This window comes from Enterobacter sp. JBIWA008 (assembly GCF_019968765.1).
In the GTDB taxonomy this organism is placed as follows: Bacteria; Pseudomonadota; Gammaproteobacteria; order Enterobacterales; family Enterobacteriaceae; genus Enterobacter.
In genome coordinates this window covers 20,178-42,821 of the sequence record NZ_CP074151.1, presented here as the reverse complement: position 1 = coordinate 42,821, position 22,644 = coordinate 20,178, and the positions used below count along the sequence as shown (strand labels likewise).

The window sequence follows — 22,644 nt, the reverse complement described above, 5'->3', positions numbered from 1 at the left end:
GGCCTTAGCATTAGTCTGTGAATTCACCATCACGTAATTGGCGAGTGCCTTCAATCACTTCATAGGCACGGTCCATCCCTTCACGCATAAGATCCAACGTTCGATCGTGGTCGTTAGAATATGCACCTACAAAAATGATGAATTCCAATTGAGGCGCGCCCATTTCCGGGTAGCAGCCAAAACTATGGAAAGCAGCCTGCCATTTTCCAGAGGTATTGCTAGGCACGTAAAAAACCTGAGCTGGCCGCATGCCGTCCATGAACTCTTCATGCGTTGCTTTACCATTAGGATCGTCATTTACTCGTGCATGCCCATCGAAAAAGTAATTGCTGACACTCTGCAATCCTTCAACGTATGTGACCTTGCCAGAGTACGTTTCTTTTACAAGCAGATAGACTTCACGACGCTGAATCGTCATTTTTATTCCTTTTGCTGTGAATAGTTATGGCTTAGAAACCTCTACCTGCAAGCGCAGGAATTTATTAGTGTTTATTTTTTAAGTTTGGCCGCGCGAGGGGTGTAAACCTTCGCTTCGCCTTGTGCCTTCTCGAAAGAGATGCCATGACGCGCCTCTATCTCTTTTCCATACAGGGCACGGGCGCTGCGAAGTTTGATTTTTCCAATATCATCACCGGCGGCCGCAATGGCATCAATCAATTCAGCGTCCATAGTGTTCACCTTTTCAAGCATCACGCGGGCATTCTTGAACTTTGCCACCATGACAGGTCTAAGCGCTGGTGGTGCATCGCGCAGACGCTCGGCTTCCAGCTTAGAAAATTTAGCTGTGCGGGCCTCAATGCACTTCTGAATGTACGATCTGGTCATGCTGGTGCGTTGTGCCATATCGAGATCACTGACTCGGTATAGCTTGTATTCACCAAGTGGGGCGCATGGTACAGGCAACACGTCATCGTACATTGTTGCACTACGGCGTTCCGATTGATCAACTACTGGTACGTGTAAGCCCGGTATTTGTGCAAAAATCAGCGCCCCGTGGGAGCCGACACGGTAACGAGTAAGAGCCCCACCTTTAGATTTCGCAGTGCCGATTACCGCCTCGGTAAAGGAAGTTTTTCTAACGCGAAACTTTGAACCAGCAGGTTCATTTTCAAAGATTTTTCTCTCGGCAAGCATAGGGCGAATCACTGGTGCCAGCACCGGAGAAGCACGTCCTTTTTTGATAATGGAATCGTACTTTTTCAGGATCTGCTCGCGCGTAAGTGTAGTAGAAGGCGTCGCACGGCGATGATAAATCTGGGTGGCCTGTGCTGTATCCTCGACAATAAATGGTACTGGTAGGAAAGTTGGTTCAGGGATGGCGAGCGTTGCTGCGCCCTCTTCTGCCTGGCATAAGTCAGCAAACTCCTGCCATTTCCGTAAACACTCTTTCGCTTCGTCCAGAACCGCACCGTCTGAGGTCACAGCAATGAAACGGAAGGCATCACCATTACCATTGGTGTCATGGAACACTTCATGCTCCGCCAAAATAGCCCGCCAGCGCTCAGCAACGGCGATGAAATTTCGGTATTCCTTTTCAAGTGCAGTTTTCTTCATAAGCCCTCAAAATGTTGTAGGGGTTTTCTAATATAAATCATTAACGGCAAATGTATCCGCTTCGCTCAGGTTCGTAAATAGGATGTAGCTGTATATTCGTTAGAAAATATCAACCGCCCTCACTGATCAATCACATTGCTATTGATCGTTATGGCCTATCAGCCAATAAATGCGGGGTGTTTTGAAACCCGTATAAATATCCGGCGCTTAGAGGAATTCCTAACTTTAAATAATTAGCATTATTTAAAGTTAGGTTATAATGTAGAGGAAATGAGCAAACCTGATGCGCGTGACGGAAATCGCTTCAAAGACGAGGCGTTACAATTTTTATAATTACTTATAACTACCCTGTCATTTTTCTATTTTTCACGTAGCGTCACCATTATATAGAAAGGTAATAGTTACATGGGTGATCTAATCCTAAGAAGTGACAACGCTGGCTTCCTCCGGAATGTCGGTAGTCAGCACAAAGAGGCAGCGCAAAATCTTCTTCATTTTCTACGCGACCAAGGAGCTTACTCGAAGAACACGCTTCGCGATCTGCGCCTGGTCTTTGAAGCATGGGTGCGCTGGTGCTCTGCGCGCGGGCTGACTTGGTACCCGATAGATCCGGAGGCTGTGAGGGAGTATCTACTGCAGCTCTATAATTCCGGCCGAGCCTCGACCACAACGGACAAACACTACGCCATGCTTAATATGTTCCTAGCGCAGTGCGGCCAGCCGTCTCTGGCCACCAGCAAAAGCGTATCACTTCTGATGAGGAGGATCAGACGTGAAGCAGTAACGGAAAACAATGAACAAACCGGCCAGGCGATACCGTTGCATTGGGATGACCTCAGGCTGTTGGATGTTTTACTTTCCCGTTCCGGTCGGCTGGTGGACCTGCGCAACCGCGCTTTCCTTTATGTGGCATATAATTCACTGCTGCGAATGAGTGAAATGGCCCGCATTCGGGTGCGTGATTTAGAAATGATAGGTGACACTGTAACGGTTCATGTAGGCCACACAAAAACGAGCGTTACGGCTGCAGGCTTAGAGAAACGGCTGGCCCGCTGCACCACATCCGTTCTTGAGGACTGGCTCAAAGCTTCTGGTTTGACCGAACATCCCGATGCCGTTCTATTCCCGCCGGTGCATCGTTCTAATAAGGCAAAAGTAACAGAAAAGCCTTTGACGGCACCGGCGCTTGAAAAAATATTTAGTGACGCATGGCAACTTGCGGGCAAGCGTGACGTAGCGGCAAATAAAGGTCGTTATAGGACCTGGACCGGACATAGTGCACGTGTCGGTGCTGCAATGGATATGGCAGATAAACAAGTTTCTATCGTCGAAATAATGCGCGAAGGCACCTGGAGTAAACCGGAAACTCTAATGCGTTATTTAAGAAAATCTTCAAAGACTGTTAGTGCAAACAGCAAGTTAATGGATTCCTAAGTGGCATTTTCTAATAATAACTTGTAAGCAGTGTATTTTCCTGTAAATTACCCTCGAACCACAGGAGGGTGAATTGCAGGACTCAATTCAGAGCACCAGCCGCTTCGAAGTTGACGGCGTTGTTGTAACATTCGCCGCCGGAATTAAACGCCAAAAGCCCGTAGTCGTTTTCGGCATTTATACCGGTCTTAAAGCGGTCCCTGTATTTTCTCTCGATAAAGAATGGCAGACCATTGAAGGCGCGATCCATTACGTCCAGCATGTGTCTGTCGTAACTGCCGAAAAATTCCTGGCCCACTATCAGGAACATTACCAGGCTATGACTGAACAGGTTAACCGCGTTTTTGCGCGCGAGCATACCGGCTTTATTGCCCCGGACACCAACAAGGGACGATTCCCTTCCCGGGGGTGTAAGTGATTTATCCAACACTCAACTGTTACCCATCCTCTTACCCAGAGCTATCTAAGCAGTTGGTGGCGTTCTTCATTGATGCCTCTGGTGAATGGGTGCCTCCGTGCAATATCTACCCTTTCTTTTTGGCTGATGGTGAGTTTCGCGCCCGCAATGAGTTACGCAACCTCTGCCAGCAAGGAATCTTGCGCAAGGACGCGCGCGGCTATCAGCTGGCCATGCCCGTTGAAGAAGCCCGGGCGATTTTTGCTTACAAAGAAACGGCTACTCAGCGGTTGATGATGGCCGAAATACTCCATAAAGGCTTTGTTTACGCTCGTCAGTTCCAACTGGCAGGAAAGGCCGATGCTACCCAGTTTCTACGCGCTGCACGCGCGCTGGTGGCTCAGGGAGTCATACAGAGTGATTTGGTGCCAGCTCCGCGTGTGGGGCACATTAAGCGCCGGATATACACCTTCACTGAGAAGGCGAAGCGGAATGGTTAATGTCACTGTAAGCAAGAAAAAGCTCTTTCAGATGCCCAAATTCCTTGGCCTTAAGGTGGTTCACGCTTCGCAAATCATTGACGTTCTGTCGTGTCCCAGCTCGGGCCTTGCACGAATCATGCTCCTAGAGCCTGCCGGGATGTATATTGACGTAGAAAAAGAGTTCATAGAGCTGCTATCCGTAAAATCTGGAGGATGGCTAATTTCCGATCGGGCTGGCTCGCTTTCATATTGCCCCTCGAAGCGATTCCATGACGGTCATTCACTGGTTAAACAGGAGCCATGCTGGGGTGAACTGGCGCAATACGCTATCAACCACACTTTAACCAGTGCTGAAAAGATGGACTCGATATGCAACTCAATATTTGGTGGTCGCAGCGTAGGTGAAACTGTAGCTGCTGAAATTGATCTCGAAGCGGCCGATTTCTCAGACGCCCTTATGTGGCTTAAAGAAGGGAAAAAAGTCTCTCGTAAGGGCTGGAATGCTGGTGGCCAATACTGCTGGATGGTGCGTGCAGCTGATGATTCTCCCTATGGAGATCATTTTGCTCTTTTGAATGCCCAAAACGTGGTCGTCCCGTGGCAACCATCCGTAGGGGATGTATTGGCTTGCGATTGGGTGGTTGTTGTATGACACATAGCGAGCTTAATGATATAGCGCGCCGCTGGCTTCTTCGAGCCGAATCAGGGCGTGGCCCGGGCTGTAAGATCGCTCTCAATGAGGTGGGTGCCGTCGGGGATTCAGAGCGAGCTGACGCATGGGGCTATCGCTGGGGATATCATGGCGGTAGCGTGCTGGTGGAAGTGAAGGTGTCACGTTCTGATTTCCTCAGGGACAAGCATAAACCCCATCGGCAGGCGGGCGGACTTGGTGATTACCGCTACTACATGTGCCCGGAGGGGATCATTAACATCGCAGACCTTCCTGACCGCTGGGGGCTGTTGTGGGTGAATAAGCGCGGGCACGTAAAACTAATGGCAGGACATATCTGTTGTCTGGTTGGTAATAGCTGGGGCGGTAATCGTGATCTCGCATGCTTCTGGGCACATGATTCCGATAAGGATGCTGAGCGCGGGCTGCTGTCTTATTTACTTCATCGGGTAGGTGATCCGGACGCTCTTTTGCAAGAGCAGCGCTCATATCTACGTGAGAGCCACCAGCAGGCCACCAAGATCAACGAACTGGAAAAGCAGCGCCGCGAGGATTCCCACACAATTTACCGATTGCGTCGGAAACTGGAGGCCGCCGGTATAGATATGCCTGAAACACGGCCAGCCAACATGCTGGGTTTTTAAGAGAGATAATCATGAAAGAAAACACCTCCAATCATTACCTTTTGCGCAACGGGTTACTGGTTGAAATAGGCGCAGACAAGTCCTTCCCTTTCATCACTATTGAGCGCGCCGTAATGAGCTTTTTCGGTTACAGGGAAGAGGAAGATCAAGAGAATGGCGTCGCCGTCTGGTCAGAAGTGGGGGGCGGGCGCAACTACATTACTGCGCGCAGAGACGATATGACGAACGCAGAACTGAACGCGCACGCGCAATCTTTCGGCTGCAGATCGTTGAGTATAATGACCGACTATGGCATCGCTCAAGATCTAATCAATGCCCTGAACCTTCACATTAGTCCCATAATTTTCCAAAAGGGCTCACTGGCTGGGTGCTGGCGTGTAGAACGTTTATCTTCCTATGATCCATTCAATAAAGAGCGTAACGGCATACTCAGCGGCGTGAGTCAGCCAGTGGCAACGGAATCACCAAACCTCCTGCATGCGGTGTATGCAACAGCTTGCCGGGTAATGGGGTTAGGTAAGCAGATTTTTATCCAGTTCCCGAATGGCCCTGAGGGAGAAGCAGAGTTACTGGCGTGTGACTTTGAGATGGTGGGGGAGATTGCCGAATACATTGGCCATAGCCTGTTCTATGCCCCTTCGCTCGATATGTACGCCACATTGGGCACGGCGGAAAAAATCCCCCCGGATGTTAAGGCGGCCGCCGTTGAAAAAGCGCGTTTACAGTGTCTCGCGGCGATCGCTCACACTGAGTGATAAGAGCGGTGGGCATTTCGCCCGCCCGTTCAACTGACAATACCTTGGATGAATCCAATAAATTGCTCATCCACCAGCTGCTGATCACCTGGTACATATTGAGGGTTGCTGGCGGGCACTACGACCACGGGATCGGCACCAAACTGATCTGCAGTAATGTCCACAACATATGCACCTGCAGCCGTATCAACCTCAACCCAGTAATGGCCGTGACCACCAGCAGCATCGAAATAACCGCCGTCACCTTGCCCATCGCCGCCTTTCTGGGTGACTTTGTATCCTGTGCGGCTTTCCAGCATCATCTTCACGAGGACAGTTGAGTAAGCACAAGTCCCCTCTGTGCTTACTCCTGGTTGGCAGTCTTCCAGTATGGCGATAAAAATTAATCGGGCAACATTGGCCACAGCTTTCAATTCATCGACCGGCCCGGATATGTGAAGTTTGCGCCAGGCTGGATCATCCAGCTGGCTTTCATAACTTCGTAGATCTAACATTACTCTTGTCCTTCAGCCGTCGCCCGGTCGCTCTTTTCCTGCATCTGAAACGGTACTGATTTACCGTTACCTGGTTTCTGGCCCAAGCCGTTGATGATCAATACCTCTTTGGGATTGCAGCCTTCAGCTGCTGTGTCCTGCTCAGCCTGAGCATCTAATTGGTTACTCATGGTCCTCCCCTTTATGTGCATTGTAGTATTCGCGGTTACTTTATCATGGTTCACGTTGGAGTTAGGCAGGCTACGCAGATAAGCGCCTAGCTGCGCCCGTTGATAGCCAATGCCACCACTCGTTTGTTCGATAATGATGCCGTTATCCAGCAAGCCAAGTTCAATACGGCGTTTAATCGCTGCTCGCATCACTCGCTGATAGGTTTTACCACCAGCCAGCAGTATTGAGTGAACGCCAGCTGGCCAGCTTATTGAGTCAAGATCAGGCAACTCCGCAATCATTTCATCTGCACGCGCTTCAGTCATGCGCTGCTCATAAGGTTCGATAACACGGTCAGCTTCAATAAAGCCGTGCTTTGCCGACAAGATAACAATTGCAGGACGTATTGCGGGTACGTTCGCGCGGAATGTTGAATACATAACCCCTTTGTAAAGGTCCATTGCCGGGGCCGCCGCCCTGCTCTTTGTCGCCGAGCACGCCATTATAATCAGGTGCTTTACGGGCTGCTGTGGGCTAGTCATTTTCATGCTTCACTCTGTAAGGCATCGATAAACGCTTCCCGCGTGTGGCAGCTGGTGGCGGTAGAGAGTGCCTGGCGCAGGCACCGCTCATCATATCCATCCGAGGTAAACTGCATGATCTTACGTTCGAGCCGATCTTTTGCCTCATACAATTTTGCATCCTTGTTGTTGCTGATGAAGCGCTGCATGTAATCGGAAATAATCCGCAGTGGAGAGGTTATGTCTGTGTTTGCCGCTGCAGGCACTTCGTTAATCGCCGCGACTAATTTCGGGTCTGTTGGCTCAAGATTTTCAGTTGCGGCCACCAGCTCCGCAAGTGTGGTGATCTCTTTGTTGAGTATCGGTTTCATCGCGTTCATCCTTATCTTTTATCTAACTCTTCTGACGAGTAAATATTTACTCATTCATGGAGTTACGTCAATGGGATTGAGTAAATATTTACTCATAAATGAATGATCGGTATTATGTGGCTTTCTGAAAAAAGAGGTTCAATCCATGAAAGTGAACTATGTGAGGAAGAGCACCGGCACGCGAACGACGATCGTTATTCCCGATCATCTTTGCCAGCTCTGGTTGGCCACAACTCCCTCCGACGCGATAACGCGGGATACGCAACGCATTAAAGAGCGCCTGGAGTTGCTTGACGAACCGGGAGAGGGAGAACCTTTTCAACGCCTGGCTGAGTCGGCGCTGGTGGCCGACATTCAAGCGTACCAAGCCCAGCTGCTTGCGGACGGTGAGAACATGAAAGATCGCATTATTGATGCCCTTCTCCCGTGGCTTCAGGGGGCCATCGAGCCAACGGCGACCGCTGTAGAGGTGTTGAAGGCGATCGAGCGGTTTAAATCGGTCCCTTGGTCAATAACCGAATCGTTTGAAAACCTTCAAGAACAAGGCTACGCCCATAAAAAGGGGTAGTGACCGGGTAGCTGCGATAACTGCCAACTATTGGGAAAAACGTACGCTAATTAGCGTACGTTTTCATTCCATTGGGCTTCAGACGCCTTCACCGTCTTGTTCTTTGCTACGGATATTCGTAATGCATGTTTTCATCCGGATAAGGGTTGTCAAACGCATTTGCAGAAACACGGATCGTCAAATTATCCGATAATCCTTCGATCATCTCCAAAATCTCAGGCGGACAACTTTTGTCAAAGGTCAACACAAAGTCATAGATCAAACCGTCATCACTACTGTTTTCCTGTGTGTCCCATTCCAGCGATTCAAGATCTTCGTCTGTTATGCCAAGCTCCGCTGCCAGTCTGCTCTGAGGAGGTTTGCCATACTTTAGCTCCGGGTCAACCCAGTCGTCATTGACGCAGCCTCCAGCTTCAAGCTCTAAATCGTAAAAACCGCGCTTGCCAGCCATGCGGGGCAATATCACCTGCACAACTATATCAAGGGTGTCACCACAGAACGGCCTATCGTCCAGTGTCTCGCCCTTATATTGGGTTTTGGCAATAGCCACCAGTTTGTCACCACGATCCTCGATTTGCACATCGTCATAATAAGGCGCATCGAAAAATTCCGCATTGGTTTCAGCCATCGAACCGGAAAGCTGATCATCTATAAGAGATTGGCAATCGGGTAGTAAAACTTCGACAATATAGTTTTCCAGTGTGTCATGGATCCAGACATTTCCACCACATAGCCCTTTACTGGTAAGCATGTCTGATAGAAGCCTGGCGAGGTCAATTGAGTGGGTAAGGTCATTTGGCAAACCGTTGAGTTTCGAGCGTCTGTCATTCATCAACGGTATATCAGGAATGAAGATATATGCCTCTTCGAGCTGAACCAGCGGGTAGGTCTTCTCGGCCATGAGTGCCGCATGGCTCTTGTAACCGAAAAATGCTGCAACCAGCTCTCTTGCATGTGAAGCTTTTAGCTTTTCAGTGGATTGGGAAACATGATTTTGACGTAGGAAATCTGCGCAAAGTTTTGAGAGATCGGTACTCATAGTAGTGATCCTGTCTTAACAATGCTGGACTTTAAAAGTAGTGGTAAGTGTTTAAGTCACTACGCTTGCCAGCATGGTTAATAAAGATCAACTGTCATTGGCAGGTAGTTCGATTTGCTGTCTTTTAGGTCACTTACAGCCTTGGCAATCAGCTCCGATACCTAAGTTACCAGAATGGCCGATTTTAGCAAGACGAATAAATGATGCTTTCAGCTAGCCATGTCATAGCATGGCCAGATTTTGGGTATTCGTATTTATTTCATTGACCAGCAATAATAATCGTGAATCTGGTAACTCGGAGACGGGCTGCAACATCGAGCGCAGCGCGTGAAGGTGGAAGGATAATAGTTGGCAGTTATCGCAGCTACCCGGTCACTACCCCAAAAAGGATTAAGTGCGGGTACCTGGAGTTCTGTGAATTGTGAAGGTTACTACGCCCGCAACATGAACTTCATTGAGCTCCTCACCCGCGATTATTTTCCCGTCCTTTTCTCGCAAGGTCGCTCCATGGACCCTGGCAAATAGGTTTCGCCCGAACATCGAGATCAGTACCATATCACCCTGCTTTGCTTTCATTGACCGGTTAACAACTGCGTAACCGGTCGTAGTCTCAATGACAACGCAATTACCGTCTATCTGACAGATCCTGTCTATGGTTAACCTGGACTCTATATAGTCAGTCGCTGGTGAAGGAAACCCCATCTACCCCTCCAAATTAAAATCATCGTCCCAGTCAGGCAACTTGCTGACCTTTTCGTAAGCATTGATGTAGTCGATTCCTTCGCTCAGCGATGCTGGGCGCTCAAACTCAAGCAGAAAGTGATCGTCATAAGCCCTCCCGAACCACCAGCCTCCCCCATATTCACGCTTACGTTGTATGAAGGTCCATTTGCCCGGTGTGATGTAAGGGATATGAGTCCCTCGCGGAATAACTTCATATTTCAGATCCTTACCCATAACGGCCTCACGCGAATTAACTGTATATATGTACAGTATATTCAATACTAGGCACTGAGCCAAATCGTGTAGTGAGCGATGTAAGCAAACGACAAAGCGCAGCGGTCGCTTCTACGTCACTGCATTTTGATGTAGTCTATTGTTTTTATTAGCGTTAGGTCGAAAAAATGATAAATAGAAAATTATTCATCTCTGCTTTGGTTATCACCCTCTCAGCCTGCAGCGGGGATAAATCGGAGAAAGATCCGCAGTTCGCAGCAGCGGAGCAATGCGCAAAGACCATCCTGGCGGAATCGAAGGCTCAAGCAGCGAAAGGAATCAGCGGTCAATACAAGTTGACCTCAGTACCTCGCGCGACCTCAGCTCGTGATGGAGCAGTCGTTTCAACCGAAATAAGGAGTATTCCGTATGCAATATCAACGTATGTGGATAATGGTGTTGAGGGGAGTGCCTGGCGGAAATGTATGGAACAAACAACAAGGTAAAAAAGCGAAAATTCGGTATGAAACTGAGGGGATTGCGCGACGTCATGTTGCGCAATTATGACCTACCAAAAGATAAATCAACACTCGATCAAATTTTGAATTTTTTTTCTTAATTATTGACATGTCTTCCAGGCCTTACGGTACGAGGACTTAGCCTTTTTTACCCTTTCACAACCTCAATTTAACGTCAAAATCAACCCTTGTGCTGAAAAGATTCGATACTAGAATACTCACCATATAGCGGAAATAATTTTTGAAATCCCTATATGTAGTATTTATTCCATTTATTTTTTATGTCTGCCGGAAATGAAAAAACCCGGCTGATTAGACCGGGTCTTCCAATCGGTAACTGGAGGTGCGAACTCCGCTTACCGTGCCAAATGTATCTGGCGACTGAAGTTAGCTTAAACAAATGATCTGCATTCTTCAAGCCAGCTGGAACCGTTCTGAAGGTTCCCTAACGGTTAAGAAGGGTTTAGGACATGATTTAAAAGCGAAATTTCTGCGCAGGTTTTTTGGTGATTCGAAGGCCTCACCCAAACATGAAATCGTGCTGAATGTATCTGGCGACTATCGATACAGCAACTGCAAAGGCAAGCCCAAGGGTGTTTGCAGCCAGGCGCGAGAAAATCAAGTAAGGATTCAACATGCAAATGCTGCTGTTGTTTTTAAAACTCGCGCATCCGGTAGCGGTCATCATTATGACGCTGCTGGGTTACTGGAAAGACCGATAACCCCGAAGCCCAAGGAGGCTGAAAATGGTTAGTTTGTTGCTGAAGATACTGCCACCGCTGGTGGCCATCATCACGACGATCATCGACTACATTAACAAGCGGTGATTACGTCAAATAAAAAAAGGCCCAGATATTGGGCCTTTCCTCGTGTCACATGGGTCACTTCACCACTATATCCACATTACGTAGGGAAATTTCTGCCGGTAGATCTGATTTCCCTGTCAGCGCTAATGCCAGGTTTTCCGGCGTCATGATGGCAGTGATCGTTTTCCCGCGTGCCAGCCGGATAATCAACCTGATCTCATGGTCATCGCATGCGCCCGGACGAACGATGGATATTTCAGCCTTCACCCCTCACCTCCTTTTCCACGGTCCTTAAAACCGTTAACACCTGCCGCTTTAAGCCAGCTTTAATCGCTGGTGGCTGAGAGTCGTAATCAATCGGATAACCGGCCTTTTCCAAAATCCTGTGTGGTTCACGTTCCCATAATGCGCGGCATGCAGCATCAAAAGCGGGACAATCAGGCCGGAGCGCTGCCTCAAGGCGCTCCACCAGCCAACGATATGACGTGAGTTCAGCCCTATCCCTATCGTTAAGCTGCTGTACAGTGTATAGAGGAACATCCCTACCGTGCCCAAGAGGTGCGGGCCACATGTCGCTGGTGGCATGCGGGAAACGCAATTCCTCTGCATCAGTATACGCCACCGGCTCGCTGTTCATGGCCACGCCAATTAGCATGCGCGCCATTATTGAAGATTCAAACGCCACGTCGCTTCCTTTGTCCTCTTCTGCGATTTCACACAGGCGTTCAAAGTCGATCGTCTCGTTCGCAAGGGCTAGCGTTCTCTGCGCCGGTGCGGCGACCGTGGACAGAATCTCTTCAGCCCAATCTCGATCGAAACCAGGCATTGCAGGAAGCTTGGCTACCACTTCGTCCGGAAGTGCATCGATGTAATCCAACGCCGCGCGGGCGACGGCGGAAACATCAGGAATCGGAGCTGGCGGGGCGATAATTTGAAACTCAATATTATGCGGCTGAGCTTTCAAAACAAAATCAACCTGGTCACGTCTAATGGTTTGCCACTCTGTTACCTGTCCGTTGTAGCCATTTCGAATTCGGTATTGATACAGGGGCTCAACTGTTGCTGCCATTGCAATACGCGCCAGCCCCAGAACCACCTCAGGAGTTATCTTTCCGTTGAAGTGCTCACGCGCTTTCTTTTCCGACCACACGACAGGCCACAAGACTTCTTTCGCTGCGGCTTCGATTTGCTGTAACTGCTCTTTGGTGAATTCGCTGGTAATAGTGCTCATGGGTTAGCCCTCATCCTGCTGTGCTTTCAACTGGCGATGGGAAATCGATCGTCCCTTCAATATGCGCCCCTGCCACACGGCAAGCCGGAGACCAGTCAGACGCTTTTCCCGTGTCCAGCGCCTCTTCAACTTCTTTGTATTTGCGCAGGTCATAAAGGTGAATATTCGGATCGCCGATGGTGTAAAAACCGATTTTTTTCGGTGATGGGCAACGGTCGAGGACCTCTTGCAATTCATCGACCCACGCCTGTTCTTTTTTGGTCAACTTAACCATGCTCACTCTCCTTTACCGGTGCTAGTGCCATTCAACGCTTCTCTTAAACACCGAGCGTATGCAGGTACGTAATGGTCAGACGGGTTTGCTATTGCCTCAAATAAAGCCTGTGCATGCTGTTTGATGGTGATATCCCGCGCCTGCAGCTCAGCAATCAGCTTCTCTGCTGCTCCAAGCGCCCTGCCCAGCTCACCATTCTTCTTCTCCAGCGATTCAATTCGATCAGCCTGCTGGTTGATGTGGTTGTCCTGTGCTGACCATGCTTTGTCTTTGGCTTCCAGTTCATCCAGCAGTGCCAGCACGCGTTTAGCTAGCCAGCATTTCTCTTCGTCACCGTATGGGTTATTGGCTATTTCTTTAATGCGGTCAGTGCCAATATCGCCACCGTCAGCGCGGTACGCCTGTATATTGGGTGTCATGTTCTCGTACTCCCGATGATTTTGTGAATTTGGTAGCCGCGCCAGTTCTTGCGGCAAATCTCGGTGATGCTGGGTAGCTCGCGCGCCACCAGCATTGGCTTAATTCTTGTTTCCCCGCCTGGCCGCATCCTGAATACTGGGTGACCGCGTTGGCCAACGTTCTTAACAGCACCAGCTGACTCCAAGTGCTCAAGCATGCGGCTTGCCTTTTTGCTTGAGCAACCCAGCAAACGGCACACCTTACGTGGGGTGATCTCCCCGTCGCGTTGAATAGCCCGGACGATCGCCCAAAGATTGGCGCTGGCCATCACGTCCCCCTGCAGCTGAGGTTTGAGCAACCGTCAAAGTCATAGGGATTTAGTTGCCATGAGATACGGCCGCAGCTGGGGCAATTCCAACGAACCTTACCTGAAGCGCTACGGCGGCGGTTTTGAAGCTTCAGCCACTTAGGCATACGAAGCCCAGGCGCTTGGATCATCTTCCGACGGTCGAGGAGGTGGATGTTGAAGGTACGGCGTTTGACTGCAGCTACGAGGTGATATGGGAGCCATACAACGCCCTCGCTAGACTTCACCGGGAACGGATGAATGTAGGCTTTACTGAAGTCGGTAGTAGGGCGCTCGGTACCGGCGAGCCAATACACATCATTTCCGTCCCATTCCCCTTTCAGGAAGGCCACGTATTGACTACAGCCTTCTTCTTCCACCGTCTCATGCGGAATTAGCTGGTGGTCTACGTGCCAAACGGCCAGAGCATCTACGCACTCAGCTGAGATAGGCTGATCGATACTCCTTCCTTTCTCCCAGTTGTTTTGCGCTTCGCTCAGTGTGTAGACATGGGCGGCATCGATATCGCTACTGTAGCCATGGCCATCTTTGCGATGGAATGAAGCATTCGTGCCCACAGTTTCACGCAAGCACATCATGTAAAAACGCTGCTGCATACTGATCCCTCAGTTATTGAAGTTGATCACGCCATGCTCGATGGCAAAGTCGAATATCTGGTTAGCGAGAACATACAGACGCTTGCCGTGTGCGGCTTCCCATCCCCTGACGTCCTTAGCGGCGTCGTGGGCGCATTTATCGCAAAGGGGAACACACCAACGATCGTGTTCGTTTAAACCGCGTGCGCGGTACATGAAGGGGCGATTAACCTCACCAGAGCAACCTACACAGGGGCGAGAGACGATAAACCGGCGATAGGCTGCGCTTTTTCCCAACTGGATTTTTGGTCTGGCCATGTAGAGCAAGCCGGAATCTTCATCAACTTCGATTTCTGTAATCTTGTCCGCCAGCTGCTCCACCAGCTCATTGACTCCATAGGTCCAAACGATATCGGATTCACGCATGGTGCCTGTCGGGAACTCTTCTACTGGCTTGCATAGGGCGATGCGTCCAGCTTCTTGGGGTAGCTGGTCTTTGAATCCGCGACGCAGTGCCCAAAACGTTAGTTCGATAAGACTAATGTCACGGCCGGGCTCCAGCCTCATTTCGCTGTTCGCCCATGACATGATCCAGTTGGCTCTATTTCGCTGCAAAACTTCATTGAGGCGGTTATAACCCCGCATCAAATATTCATTGTCGTGATACCAGCACAAACGCACAGCAGAGCCGTTGTGAAAATGCGTAGTTAGTTTGTTATCACAATCCTCCGGGCTTTCTGCCTGGCAGGTATGCACACTGCGTTGCACCCAGTCCATAACAGAGGGTTGACCGCCAAGGGAGTCGAATACGCGTTCACTTTCAAAAAATGGCTTTAGCGTTTCATTGGCCACCAGCGAGTAGTTCAGATCGACAAAACCGTCAGGAGTGTCTTTTACCTGCTCTTTTGGCAATGGGGTTAACAGAAACCGTTCAGCGCTCTTGATCATGTTGCTGGTGGCTGAGTCCACCGAGAACACAGCAACGCCGGTTTCTTTTTGTACGAAGGGGGTGATGATTGCACTCATATTTAACTCGGCTTCAATTTGCTCCGGTTAAAAATATAATGTGTTAGAAAATCACTTTCAATAGTTGGGGTAAAATAAATATGCACGACGTGCGCAGGAGGAGCCATCCGGAGCTCCCGGATGGTTGTTAGGCGGATAGTTAAGGTTGTAGGTTTATCTTAATCGCAAAAACTTTCACCGGGTCGGGGCCGAAATGCTCATGTGTGATGAACTTAATTTCATAACCGTTATACGGAACAACAATCCGCTTGCTGAGGTCATCACGCTTTGGGTAGCCCCGGGTAATGATCAGGCGGTCATAGTTGCGTTGTTTAAATCCCGACATCAACCGATTAATCCAGTAAGGACTAACAAGGCGGTATTCTTCCACCTTCTCCCCAGTTTGCATTGCGTCAAAATAAACCCCCTTAACGGCTAACTGGAGGTCGGACATTAATCTTCACCCCACTCATCACAGTAAGCCACTACCGGTGTTTTTCCTGCCTCATAGTCTTCTCGCCAGGCATCTGCATCAGCCGCGCTTCCACCACGTAAATCAGCGTAATTCATCAGTTGTTCGTGCCATTCATCAAAGGTGGCTGTGTATTTAGTCGACGCGAAATCTGCCATATATGAGTCTCCTATTAAGCAACGTTGAAGAGAGAACCGTCGTATTTTGCCGTGCTACTAACCTCAAACACCCCATTGCAACGTGCCCGTGTCCTGAGATTAACCACATCTTTATGTTTGAACTGCTCGCCGCGAACATCATTGAGTCGGGAGGCAGATAAGAAGGCCGGTCGCTTGCAATGAGGGCAGATACAAGCCACCTCACCTTCAACGCGACTAACTAAGTTCGTGGTTAAAACTGTTTGCTGGGTGTTCATCGTAGTTTTCCTTTAATTGCGAGAGCGGCCATAACCAATACATACAGCTCAAAACACGCCTCTACCGCAGACAGGCTATAGATCAACTCCAGCTGATACAGCGAGGCTCCTGCGAGACTGTTTAGAAAGGCATGGATTGCTATGAGCATGGCTAACCCTCTTTTCGAATCGGATCGAAATCATATCAAATTATCTTTTATGTTAGAAAATCTATTTTTAATATTTGGATTCTGATCCATCATATCGGTCTGAATATTGATAACCGGGATAAGGAATGGCAGAGCAAACGCAGTGGGGAAAACAGAGAGAAAAGCAGCGCGCGAAAATGAAACTCAAGCTTTCAGATCCTGCCTGGCAGGCACAGCAACAAGAAAAAAAGCGAGCCGCTGCAGATAGAGCTTTGAAGAGACACAGGGAGAAAATTGCCAGCCCGGAATACAGGGATAAGTGTCGGGAGAAGTTGCAGCTACAGCAAGACAAGGCACGCGAGAAAGCTAGGGAAAAGGCGTCCATTCAGACGCAAGCTATATCGCCCCCGCGTCGCTCTTCTTCGCGAGGTCTGAAAGGTCGATCGCCCACAGCAGAGGAGAAGCGCTACCAGGAAGCGATCGCAAAGCTTCCATGTGCTGCATGTGCGCTGCACGGAGTATATAGCCCAGTTATTGTCCTACACCATATTGATGGTCGTACCGCGCCAGACGCACATAAGAAGGTGCTCCCTCTATGTAATTGGCATCACCAGTACGCCGCGCCAATAGAGATGAGGCACAAACACCCTTGGCTTGTCCCGGTTCATGCAGATGGGATTACCGGCGGCAAGAGTGAGTTTGCCCGCCTTAATGCTTCTGAAGCTGCATTGCTGGCTATTGTTTATAAACAATGCAATTTTCTAACATAAAATATTGACATATATATTTTATGTGTGTACAATGTGCACATTGGCGATGCAATAAAGTTTTTGCCAATAAATTAGGAACATCGGGAAGACAATAACCATTCACTTGCGTATCATGTGCACCGTGACGTGGTTAAGGAGGCGAAAGCCCCCGGTTGTAGGCTTCCCGGTGTTCCAGCCTTAACCATGTCACACTTAGCCCTGGAACGTTAGGTGTGACTTCTGGAACAACAGGAGCCACAATGAATATCTTCGCAAATACCCAATCGGACAAGCGTCCACCGACATGGATCTTCGCCGCGCAGCCGCGCATGCAGAAAGAGATCAAGCCCCAGACCTTTCATATCGAAGCTGAAACTGAGCGTGAAGCGCGCCGCTTGCTGGCCCCTACTCACATCTGTTTTTTCGCTGGCTGTATTCGTCACTGATTTTGTTGCTGGTGGCGCTCCACCAGCTCATATGGAGTTAAGCTGATGGTTGTTAGATATCTCACGTTCGACATTAAGAACAGCACTGGTGGCTGCTACGACTGGACGGCTACGTTGGGCAAAGATCATGTGTCCGGCGCACTGAATGAAGTGAAGCAGAAAGTTATGGCCTATGCCTGCAAATTAGCGCAGCGCCCTACCCGGGAGAGAAAGACCGCCTGACGCTGGCCCTACTATCGAAATAAGCCGCCATCTCTGGCGGCTTTTTTACATCCATTTACTCGGCTTGTTGACGCTCTAGGGAAGATTGCTTGTTGGGTTGCTGCCCGGAGAATGATTTAAAGGTGCCGCACTTCTCTGTTTTAACATCTCGCAACGCGTTGCCGTCAGCATCTTGCCATTGGTGAGATAGTGTCATTCCACCCTGAGCAGGAATATCGAGGGAATAAAGCGTATAGGTTCCCCCCATTTCAGCGAACTCTTGGAAGAAGTAATTACTTACATCGGATTCAGTTTGCTTCTTGGGATAGTCCATTTTGTTGCCGTTTAGGAAGATGGCGCCAGGGTATATTTTGATGTTGAATTTACCGCATTCAACGGCCAAGTTTGCAGCTGTCTGAACACTCCTCCCAACGGCGGCGTGATCCTCCTTACCTGCCGCTTTATTAAATAATGACCTGTCGCCAGTACGCATCATGCTCTGGCTAACAAGAAAATCCTGCCCCTCCGGGAACGACGCCAGTCCACTGAATGGCAGAAGAACATCACCCAGGCCAGCGCGCTGGTATGCGATACCGTAGTCCTTAGCAATCTTTGAAATGGTGTCCTGAGTGGAATAGCCGATCGCTGTGATCGCCTGATCCGTTAAGTGAGCGGAGAACGCCATCACGCAGAATTCCTTAGCGCCCTGCAGCGGCCCTACCGGCTTTAATGGAACGTTATTTGATGAACAGAATTCCAGAATCTGGGGCTGTGTATAGTCGCCGGGGATTTTGTTGAGAACCAGCCTCCCGGCGTGCGGGTTTGCCGGTAACGCTTGAGCAAAAGAGGTAGCTGAAAATGCACCAAAAAGCACCGATGCAGAAAGCGCAACAAGAAGTTTTATTCTCATTATTAGAGCCTTATCGTTGTATGTAAGGCTGCATAGTATCAATTCAATTGCAGAAAAAGAGATAAACCCACCCTAATATTTCTTGTTATATCAGTACCTTGGCGCATATGTAACTGAAACAGGAAAAGCACATAAAACAATTTTTCTAACGAAAGTATTTGATATCTATTTCACAAACTAACAATACTTCACCCGCGCTAAGGTTCCCGTTGAGGGTTCTTTTGACGACTAACTTTCTGCCGAAGCGCGGTTGGGAGCCCTAGCGCCGAAACAAGCCGCCTTAGAGCGGCTTTTTTTGTGTCTGATACCGGGGGGTTTATGGAACAGATCGCGATATTCAGCCTTACCACCAGCAAACCACAGCTGATGACGGCAGTATTTAAAGAAGGTGCGCTGCTGATTAACGAAGTAAAGCCGTTGGCTATCTCAGCGCGCGAGCAGAAAGAAAAAATTCCTGCGGCGATACGTAAGTTAAGAGAAAAAAGATTCAAGGTGCTGGTGGATGAAATCACTCCCACAGTTTCTGCGGGCACCGGTGCCAGCCAGGTAACGCTTAAAACACGGCATTTAGACGGAAGAGCGGCAATCATCGTTGGCATGGAGCGTTACAGGGAGTTGAAGCTTCAGCGCATGCTCTCGCTACCAAAAGGACTCAAAGGCTCATTTGAAATACCTGATTCCATCGTCGATATCGAATTTAATGGCAATGGGGAAGAGGTCTATCGCGTCAACTGGCAAGATATCCGTCCAGAACACATCCTGATGATCCTTTGTTGCTTCGCGACCGTGTATCACAACGTGGCCAGCGCGGATTACGTAAGTCAGATGACAGGTGTAACCATTGAACAAGAAGAGCCTGGGCTGGTCGCTTCCTTCTTATCCCTCATTGGCCATGAACAGAAAAAGGCCGCCACATCGCAGCCAAAATCACTTGCCGGCCGACGCATAGATGACGATACGTACATCCTATAAATCACAGACCACTGACAATTAGGCCGCATTCTGCGGTCTTTTTGCATTCAGGGGGATAAGTGAGCTATAGCCGACTCGATGACCGATATGTTGAAGATGACGTTCTCCGCGCCCTACTCCACCAGGAGCTGATTGCCCGCGTCAGCCAACGTCGATCTGACAATTTTGAGTACACGATAAAGATTGATGAAATCTACCGATCTGATTTGGCAGCCTACCGTGCCTATGGAAATGCAGACCTACGCTGGGTATTCCGCGTGCTAGTGGGTCATGAATCTGAAATGGAAGAAATGCCTGCGGGTAAAACGCTCATTCTTCCCGATCAGGCATGGATACGTAACCGCATCCGTGACTTCGCAGGCAACGCGCCGGAGTTGAGCAATGGCTGAATTCCTCAAAAATGACAATGGCCGCTATATCACTGATGGGCTATCACCAAAGGCATTCAATAAGGTATTCGACCTGATACGCAAGGAGCAGACGCGCAAGCGTCGCTCTGCCCATCGGACATTAACCCCTGGCAGGCTCAAGAACCGGTCTATTGACGACATCCTGAAGCTGGGGAAAAAGAAAGAAGGCACGTTTTTCACACTCGATGACCTGAAGGGATTTGAAAAGCAGCGTGGCAAGACTCGGGAGAAGTTCGATAATAAAACCGCTGGTATCACTTATGCGCAGCTGGTGGCTTCCAGCCAGGCCATAGATATTAAGCGTGCCAATAACGCTGTAGACGACGGATCAGGCATTAAGCGTGCGGTTCCGCTGTCTCTCAAGCACAACGTGATCAATATCCGCGTTGAGGCTTCTGATAAATCGGCCCACCAGCACCACTTGGTCAAGTTCCGTTTTGAGGAATGGGATCAGCTGGTGGAGGACATCGCAGAAGACGAGAAGGCCGGGATCAAGGTTACGAAGGCTCTTTGCGCTGGTCGAGTGTCGTTCGACTGCGATTGCGGCCGCCACCAATATTGGTATCGCTATATTGCTACGGCGGGTAATTTCGCGCTGGCACCGCCGAAAGAGTACGCCTACCCCAAAATTAAAAACCCCAAGTTACAGGGTGTAGCGTGTAAGCATGTTATCCACTCACTCACGCGGTTGCAGTCGTCCAGCTGGCAACTGAGTATTGCCCGTGCCATGCAGAAAGCGGCGACACAGATTGCCTTTGGCGATGATAAGCGCCGCACCACACAGCACTTCAGCAAAACAGATGAGAAAGAATTTAGCCGTAACCGTAACGCCAAAACGAACGTTGCCGCGGCTAAGCGCGAGTGGGATATCTACCAAAAGCGCCAGGCCGCGCTGAGCTCGAAGCTTGCTAAGGGCTCTGGGAAGATAGAAAAGCTCCGGACGCAGCTCACCAAAGCCAGAAAACTCTCTGATACTCAGAAAAAGCGTGCCGCCGAGAAGGAGGCAGCATTGCAGAAAGAGAAAGAAAAGAACAAGATGCTCAAGCAGCAATTAGCAGATCAGTTCGCGTTAAAGAAACAGTCGTTTATTGACGCTCTGGTAATGGCTGGAACAGCACCGGCGCAAGCGGAAAAGATGTTTATGGAATATATTAAAAAAGGTGGCGCATGATACGCCACATATTCTTATTCATTTGCAGTCGTAGTTATTTCACCTTCTGGCTCTTCAAAGTAAATATCCTTAATGTTTTCGAGAAGTTTATTTACCTTACCTACTATTGTTACATCTTTGTAAAAATCAGTTTTTTCAACCAACATAAAAAATTCCGCAAAATCTTCTGGCGTTTTCAACGCCCCCTTTGTTTCATAATAATCAACAAATGCTTTAATGCCAAAAAACAACTGCTTTCTATGTTCCTGAAGTTGAGTGTTTTTCTCCGATAAGGTAGCGTTTTGCATTTCTAAAAGCTTGATTCTATTTAAAAGACTATCCGCCTTATTTGTTTTTGTAACAAGCCTGATTCGCAAGTCTTGAAATTCATCTTCAACCTCAAGATCAGCTTTTCTATCTGCACGCCTAATTTTAGCAAACCTTTTAGCCGTAACCCTTGAAATCCAATATGTTACAAAAGGAGTTAAAGCTGAAGCAAGGGTGCCAAATAGGATTGGCAAGCCGAAATGTGCAAACCAAGGCGGAAGCATGTAACCGAACCACATTTGGCTTGTGAAGATAATAGACAATGTATAAAAAATATCTTCACTTGATTTGAATAGAATTAATATCTCCTGCCAATTTACTAACAGGAAAGAAATTAAAATATAAAAATATATTTTATTGAAAATTTTATCTTTTATTGCCTCTGACAGAGACTGGTTTGGACTAAGAGCCTCTTCATTCCCTGGCTTTGCTACTTCGTCTGACATGGAAGCTTCCTTACAAATGAAATCTAGCAATAACTAAATCACCAGATGGTGATTTAGTTATATCTTTCGGTTATAGGAACCACTCAGGTTTTACACCGAAGCGCGCGGAAAGCGCTTTTATGTGAGTGATGGTCAAAGAGCGCTGCCCTGACAGGATTTGGCTGACCAATGATTTAGATCCGATCTCATCCTTAAGGTCTGAATAAGACAGCTTGTGCTGGTCAATCAGGGTACGCAGAAGTGCAACGCCGACTGGCATTTCAGCGATAGCTTTGTTGAACTCAGCGAAACGAGGGCTGTTATCTTCATAATCGGCAATCTTACTCGCCAGGAAGTCAATAAGTGGGTTCTCGTCGTCGTTCTCGATCAGATAATCCACCAGCTCCATCGCTTCGCGGTAATCGCTCTCGGAAGAACTGCCCCCCAGGAAGGGGACAGCCGCTACGAGTTGTTTGGTTGCTTCAATGGCTTTTGCAGTGTCGGTAATCATTCTTTGTTCTCCCTGTAATAGCGGGTCAACTTGTCGTAATCAGCGTGGGTTGCGATGTGCTTCACGTAGAAGCGCTTATTCACGAAATTGATATAGGCGATAACCCTCAAGTTGTTGCCCCCTACATCCAAAACCCACCACTTATTCCTGTACTTAAAATTATCCAGGCTCGGTATCAGAGTTCGCATCTCAGCTGGAGAAGAGAAGTCCGTCTCGCGCACTAAGCGGTACAGCGCCCGAATGGCTAACGAATCGTTGGGATATCGCTTTGCCGCTTCCTCAAAAGGCTCTTTTGAAATTACGTGCATCTTGCGGTCGTTCCATCCGTTTACATTATG

At 48.8% G+C, this 22,644-nt stretch carries 36 protein-coding genes; 15 read left to right on the top strand and 21 right to left on the bottom strand.

The window, feature by feature from the left end; genetic code table 11:
• Positions 1 to 10 precede the first annotated feature (10 nt).
• Both KGP24_RS24140 and KGP24_RS24135 read right to left on the bottom strand, forming a co-directional pair.
• Positions 11 to 418: a hypothetical protein gene (locus KGP24_RS24140; protein ID WP_223563677.1), complete on the bottom strand. Its 408-nt coding sequence runs from the start codon at positions 416 to 418 to the stop codon at positions 11 to 13.
• A 71-nt stretch (positions 419 to 489) separates the two neighbouring features.
• Positions 490 to 1,554, bottom strand: coding sequence for a phage repressor protein (locus KGP24_RS24135; RefSeq protein WP_126336358.1), 1,065 nt, complete (start codon positions 1,552 to 1,554; stop codon positions 490 to 492).
• Positions 1,555 to 1,959: 405 nt separating this feature from the next.
• On the opposite strand from KGP24_RS24135, the gene KGP24_RS24130 reads away from it, so the two are divergent.
• The 6 genes from KGP24_RS24130 to KGP24_RS24105 all read left to right on the top strand — a co-directional run bounded on the left by KGP24_RS24130 (position 1,960) and on the right by KGP24_RS24105 (position 5,936).
• Positions 1,960 to 2,988, top strand: a complete 1,029-nt coding sequence (locus tag KGP24_RS24130) for a tyrosine-type recombinase/integrase (protein WP_223563676.1) — start codon at positions 1,960 to 1,962, stop codon at positions 2,986 to 2,988.
• A gap of 73 nt (positions 2,989 to 3,061) precedes the next feature.
• Positions 3,062 to 3,406: a hypothetical protein gene (locus KGP24_RS24125; RefSeq protein WP_223563675.1), complete on the top strand. Its 345-nt coding sequence runs from the start codon at positions 3,062 to 3,064 to the stop codon at positions 3,404 to 3,406.
• The gene (locus KGP24_RS24120; RefSeq protein ID WP_182403633.1) at positions 3,403 to 3,885 is read left to right on the top strand and encodes a hypothetical protein; all 483 of its coding nucleotides are present in this window, start codon (positions 3,403 to 3,405) and stop codon (positions 3,883 to 3,885) included. The genes KGP24_RS24125 and KGP24_RS24120 overlap by 4 nt, the downstream gene beginning before the upstream one ends.
• Positions 3,878 to 4,519, top strand: coding sequence for a DUF2829 domain-containing protein (locus tag KGP24_RS24115; RefSeq protein ID WP_223563674.1), 642 nt, complete (start codon positions 3,878 to 3,880; stop codon positions 4,517 to 4,519). Before KGP24_RS24120 ends, KGP24_RS24115 begins: the two co-directional genes overlap by 8 nt.
• Positions 4,516 to 5,181 carry an adenylosuccinate synthase gene (locus tag KGP24_RS24110; RefSeq protein ID WP_223563673.1) on the top strand — a complete coding sequence of 222 codons (666 nt, stop codon included), beginning with the start codon at positions 4,516 to 4,518 and terminating at the stop codon, positions 5,179 to 5,181. The genes KGP24_RS24115 and KGP24_RS24110 overlap by 4 nt, the downstream gene beginning before the upstream one ends.
• Before the next feature lie 11 nt (positions 5,182 to 5,192).
• Positions 5,193 to 5,936 (top strand): hypothetical protein, encoded by a 744-nt coding sequence (locus KGP24_RS24105; protein ID WP_223563672.1) that lies wholly within the window; start codon positions 5,193 to 5,195, stop codon positions 5,934 to 5,936.
• A gap of 29 nt (positions 5,937 to 5,965) precedes the next feature.
• Here KGP24_RS24105 and KGP24_RS24100 read toward each other — a convergent pair whose 3' ends face one another.
• Genes KGP24_RS24100 through KGP24_RS24090 form a run of 3 tightly spaced genes read right to left on the bottom strand, consistent with a single transcriptional unit; the run spans position 5,966 to position 7,472 of the window.
• The gene (locus KGP24_RS24100) at positions 5,966 to 6,430 is read right to left on the bottom strand and encodes a hypothetical protein (protein ID WP_223563671.1); all 465 of its coding nucleotides are present in this window, start codon (positions 6,428 to 6,430) and stop codon (positions 5,966 to 5,968) included.
• Entirely contained in the window at positions 6,430 to 7,083 is a 654-nt protein-coding gene (locus KGP24_RS24095; RefSeq protein WP_348984486.1) for a DUF6884 domain-containing protein, read from the bottom strand. The genes KGP24_RS24100 and KGP24_RS24095 overlap by 1 nt, the downstream gene beginning before the upstream one ends.
• Positions 7,084 to 7,124: 41 nt before the next feature.
• Positions 7,125 to 7,472, bottom strand: coding sequence for a hypothetical protein (locus tag KGP24_RS24090; RefSeq protein WP_223563669.1), 348 nt, complete (start codon positions 7,470 to 7,472; stop codon positions 7,125 to 7,127).
• A gap of 145 nt (positions 7,473 to 7,617) precedes the next feature.
• Between KGP24_RS24090 and KGP24_RS24085 the strand changes: the two genes are divergently transcribed.
• Positions 7,618 to 8,040 (top strand): hypothetical protein, encoded by a 423-nt coding sequence (locus KGP24_RS24085; protein ID WP_223563668.1) that lies wholly within the window; start codon positions 7,618 to 7,620, stop codon positions 8,038 to 8,040.
• 106 nt (positions 8,041 to 8,146) lie between these two features.
• Here the strand turns inward: KGP24_RS24085 and KGP24_RS24080 are convergent, their stop codons facing one another.
• Positions 8,147 to 9,079 (bottom strand): hypothetical protein, encoded by a 933-nt coding sequence (locus KGP24_RS24080; RefSeq protein ID WP_223563667.1) that lies wholly within the window; start codon positions 9,077 to 9,079, stop codon positions 8,147 to 8,149.
• A gap of 702 nt (positions 9,080 to 9,781) precedes the next feature.
• Positions 9,782 to 10,036 (bottom strand): lF-82, encoded by a 255-nt coding sequence (locus KGP24_RS24070; RefSeq protein WP_182403645.1) that lies wholly within the window; start codon positions 10,034 to 10,036, stop codon positions 9,782 to 9,784.
• 408 nt (positions 10,037 to 10,444) lie between these two features.
• Between KGP24_RS24070 and KGP24_RS24065 the strand changes: the two genes are divergently transcribed.
• Together KGP24_RS24065 and KGP24_RS24060 are read left to right on the top strand one after the other, a co-directional pair.
• On the top strand, positions 10,445 to 10,582 hold the full coding sequence (locus tag KGP24_RS24065; RefSeq protein ID WP_182403647.1) for a hypothetical protein: 138 nt from the start codon (positions 10,445 to 10,447) through the stop codon (positions 10,580 to 10,582).
• A gap of 351 nt (positions 10,583 to 10,933) precedes the next feature.
• A complete protein-coding gene (locus KGP24_RS24060) occupies positions 10,934 to 11,287 on the top strand; it encodes a hypothetical protein (protein WP_182403649.1) in 354 nt (117 codons plus the stop codon).
• 127 nt (positions 11,288 to 11,414) lie between these two features.
• On the opposite strand, the gene KGP24_RS24055 is transcribed toward KGP24_RS24060, so the two are convergent.
• The 10 genes from KGP24_RS24055 to KGP24_RS24010 form a co-directional block, all read right to left on the bottom strand.
• Complete coding sequence (locus tag KGP24_RS24055) at positions 11,415 to 11,606, bottom strand: hypothetical protein (RefSeq protein ID WP_182403651.1); 192 nt, start codon at positions 11,604 to 11,606, stop codon at positions 11,415 to 11,417.
• Entirely contained in the window at positions 11,596 to 12,570 is a 975-nt protein-coding gene (locus KGP24_RS24050) for a hypothetical protein (RefSeq protein ID WP_223563665.1), read from the bottom strand. Before KGP24_RS24050 ends, KGP24_RS24055 begins: the two co-directional genes overlap by 11 nt.
• A 10-nt stretch (positions 12,571 to 12,580) precedes the next feature.
• On the bottom strand, positions 12,581 to 12,844 hold the full coding sequence (locus KGP24_RS24045) for a hypothetical protein (protein ID WP_182403655.1): 264 nt from the start codon (positions 12,842 to 12,844) through the stop codon (positions 12,581 to 12,583).
• A gap of 2 nt (positions 12,845 to 12,846) precedes the next feature.
• A complete protein-coding gene (locus tag KGP24_RS24040; protein WP_182403657.1) occupies positions 12,847 to 13,263 on the bottom strand; it encodes a hypothetical protein in 417 nt (138 codons plus the stop codon).
• The gene (locus KGP24_RS24035; protein WP_182403659.1) at positions 13,260 to 13,571 is read right to left on the bottom strand and encodes a winged helix-turn-helix transcriptional regulator; all 312 of its coding nucleotides are present in this window, start codon (positions 13,569 to 13,571) and stop codon (positions 13,260 to 13,262) included. Before KGP24_RS24035 ends, KGP24_RS24040 begins: the two co-directional genes overlap by 4 nt.
• Positions 13,571 to 14,206 (bottom strand): hypothetical protein, encoded by a 636-nt coding sequence (locus tag KGP24_RS24030; protein ID WP_182403661.1) that lies wholly within the window; start codon positions 14,204 to 14,206, stop codon positions 13,571 to 13,573. The genes KGP24_RS24035 and KGP24_RS24030 overlap by 1 nt, the downstream gene beginning before the upstream one ends.
• A 9-nt stretch (positions 14,207 to 14,215) precedes the next feature.
• Entirely contained in the window at positions 14,216 to 15,211 is a 996-nt protein-coding gene (locus KGP24_RS24025) for a DUF968 domain-containing protein (protein WP_182403663.1), read from the bottom strand.
• A 139-nt stretch (positions 15,212 to 15,350) separates the two neighbouring features.
• Entirely contained in the window at positions 15,351 to 15,644 is a 294-nt protein-coding gene (locus KGP24_RS24020; protein ID WP_182403665.1) for an ASCH domain-containing protein, read from the bottom strand.
• The gene (locus KGP24_RS24015; protein ID WP_182403667.1) at positions 15,644 to 15,820 is read right to left on the bottom strand and encodes a hypothetical protein; all 177 of its coding nucleotides are present in this window, start codon (positions 15,818 to 15,820) and stop codon (positions 15,644 to 15,646) included. Before KGP24_RS24015 ends, KGP24_RS24020 begins: the two co-directional genes overlap by 1 nt.
• Before the next feature lie 14 nt (positions 15,821 to 15,834).
• Positions 15,835 to 16,077 carry a hypothetical protein gene (locus KGP24_RS24010; protein ID WP_126336322.1) on the bottom strand — a complete coding sequence of 81 codons (243 nt, stop codon included), beginning with the start codon at positions 16,075 to 16,077 and terminating at the stop codon, positions 15,835 to 15,837.
• Between the two features lie 325 nt (positions 16,078 to 16,402).
• Here KGP24_RS24010 and KGP24_RS24005 point away from each other — a divergent pair, with 325 nt between their 5' ends.
• From KGP24_RS24005 to KGP24_RS23995, 3 genes are all read left to right on the top strand, one after another.
• Positions 16,403 to 16,975, top strand: a complete 573-nt coding sequence (locus KGP24_RS24005; protein WP_223563680.1) for a Ref family recombination enhancement nuclease — start codon at positions 16,403 to 16,405, stop codon at positions 16,973 to 16,975.
• Between the two features lie 239 nt (positions 16,976 to 17,214).
• Entirely contained in the window at positions 17,215 to 17,400 is a 186-nt protein-coding gene (locus KGP24_RS24795) for a host cell division inhibitor Icd-like protein (RefSeq protein WP_126336318.1), read from the top strand.
• Positions 17,401 to 17,445: 45 nt separating this feature from the next.
• Positions 17,446 to 17,622, top strand: a complete 177-nt coding sequence (locus KGP24_RS23995) for a hypothetical protein (RefSeq protein ID WP_182403670.1) — start codon at positions 17,446 to 17,448, stop codon at positions 17,620 to 17,622.
• Between the two features lie 55 nt (positions 17,623 to 17,677).
• Here the strand turns inward: KGP24_RS23995 and KGP24_RS23990 are convergent, their stop codons facing one another.
• Complete coding sequence (locus tag KGP24_RS23990; RefSeq protein WP_223563664.1) at positions 17,678 to 18,511, bottom strand: hypothetical protein; 834 nt, start codon at positions 18,509 to 18,511, stop codon at positions 17,678 to 17,680.
• A gap of 318 nt (positions 18,512 to 18,829) precedes the next feature.
• Here KGP24_RS23990 and KGP24_RS23985 point away from each other — a divergent pair, with 318 nt between their 5' ends.
• From KGP24_RS23985 to KGP24_RS23975, 3 genes are read left to right on the top strand one after another with little or no spacing between them, the layout of a single operon-like run.
• Positions 18,830 to 19,483: a maturation control protein gene (locus KGP24_RS23985; RefSeq protein WP_182403672.1), complete on the top strand. Its 654-nt coding sequence runs from the start codon at positions 18,830 to 18,832 to the stop codon at positions 19,481 to 19,483.
• Positions 19,484 to 19,542: 59 nt separating this feature from the next.
• On the top strand, positions 19,543 to 19,872 hold the full coding sequence (locus KGP24_RS23980; RefSeq protein WP_126336314.1) for a baseplate protein: 330 nt from the start codon (positions 19,543 to 19,545) through the stop codon (positions 19,870 to 19,872).
• Positions 19,865 to 21,064: a phage tail protein gene (locus tag KGP24_RS23975; protein WP_182403674.1), complete on the top strand. Its 1,200-nt coding sequence runs from the start codon at positions 19,865 to 19,867 to the stop codon at positions 21,062 to 21,064. The genes KGP24_RS23980 and KGP24_RS23975 overlap by 8 nt, the downstream gene beginning before the upstream one ends.
• Positions 21,065 to 21,078: 14 nt before the next feature.
• Here the strand turns inward: KGP24_RS23975 and KGP24_RS23970 are convergent, their stop codons facing one another.
• From KGP24_RS23970 to KGP24_RS23960, 3 genes are all read right to left on the bottom strand, one after another.
• Positions 21,079 to 21,816: a hypothetical protein gene (locus KGP24_RS23970; protein WP_182403676.1), complete on the bottom strand. Its 738-nt coding sequence runs from the start codon at positions 21,814 to 21,816 to the stop codon at positions 21,079 to 21,081.
• A gap of 70 nt (positions 21,817 to 21,886) precedes the next feature.
• Positions 21,887 to 22,306: a helix-turn-helix domain-containing protein gene (locus tag KGP24_RS23965; protein ID WP_079899847.1), complete on the bottom strand. Its 420-nt coding sequence runs from the start codon at positions 22,304 to 22,306 to the stop codon at positions 21,887 to 21,889.
• Positions 22,303 to 22,614, bottom strand: a complete 312-nt coding sequence (locus KGP24_RS23960; RefSeq protein WP_079899846.1) for a type II toxin-antitoxin system HigB family toxin — start codon at positions 22,612 to 22,614, stop codon at positions 22,303 to 22,305. The genes KGP24_RS23965 and KGP24_RS23960 overlap by 4 nt, the downstream gene beginning before the upstream one ends.
• Positions 22,615 to 22,644 lie beyond the last annotated feature (30 nt).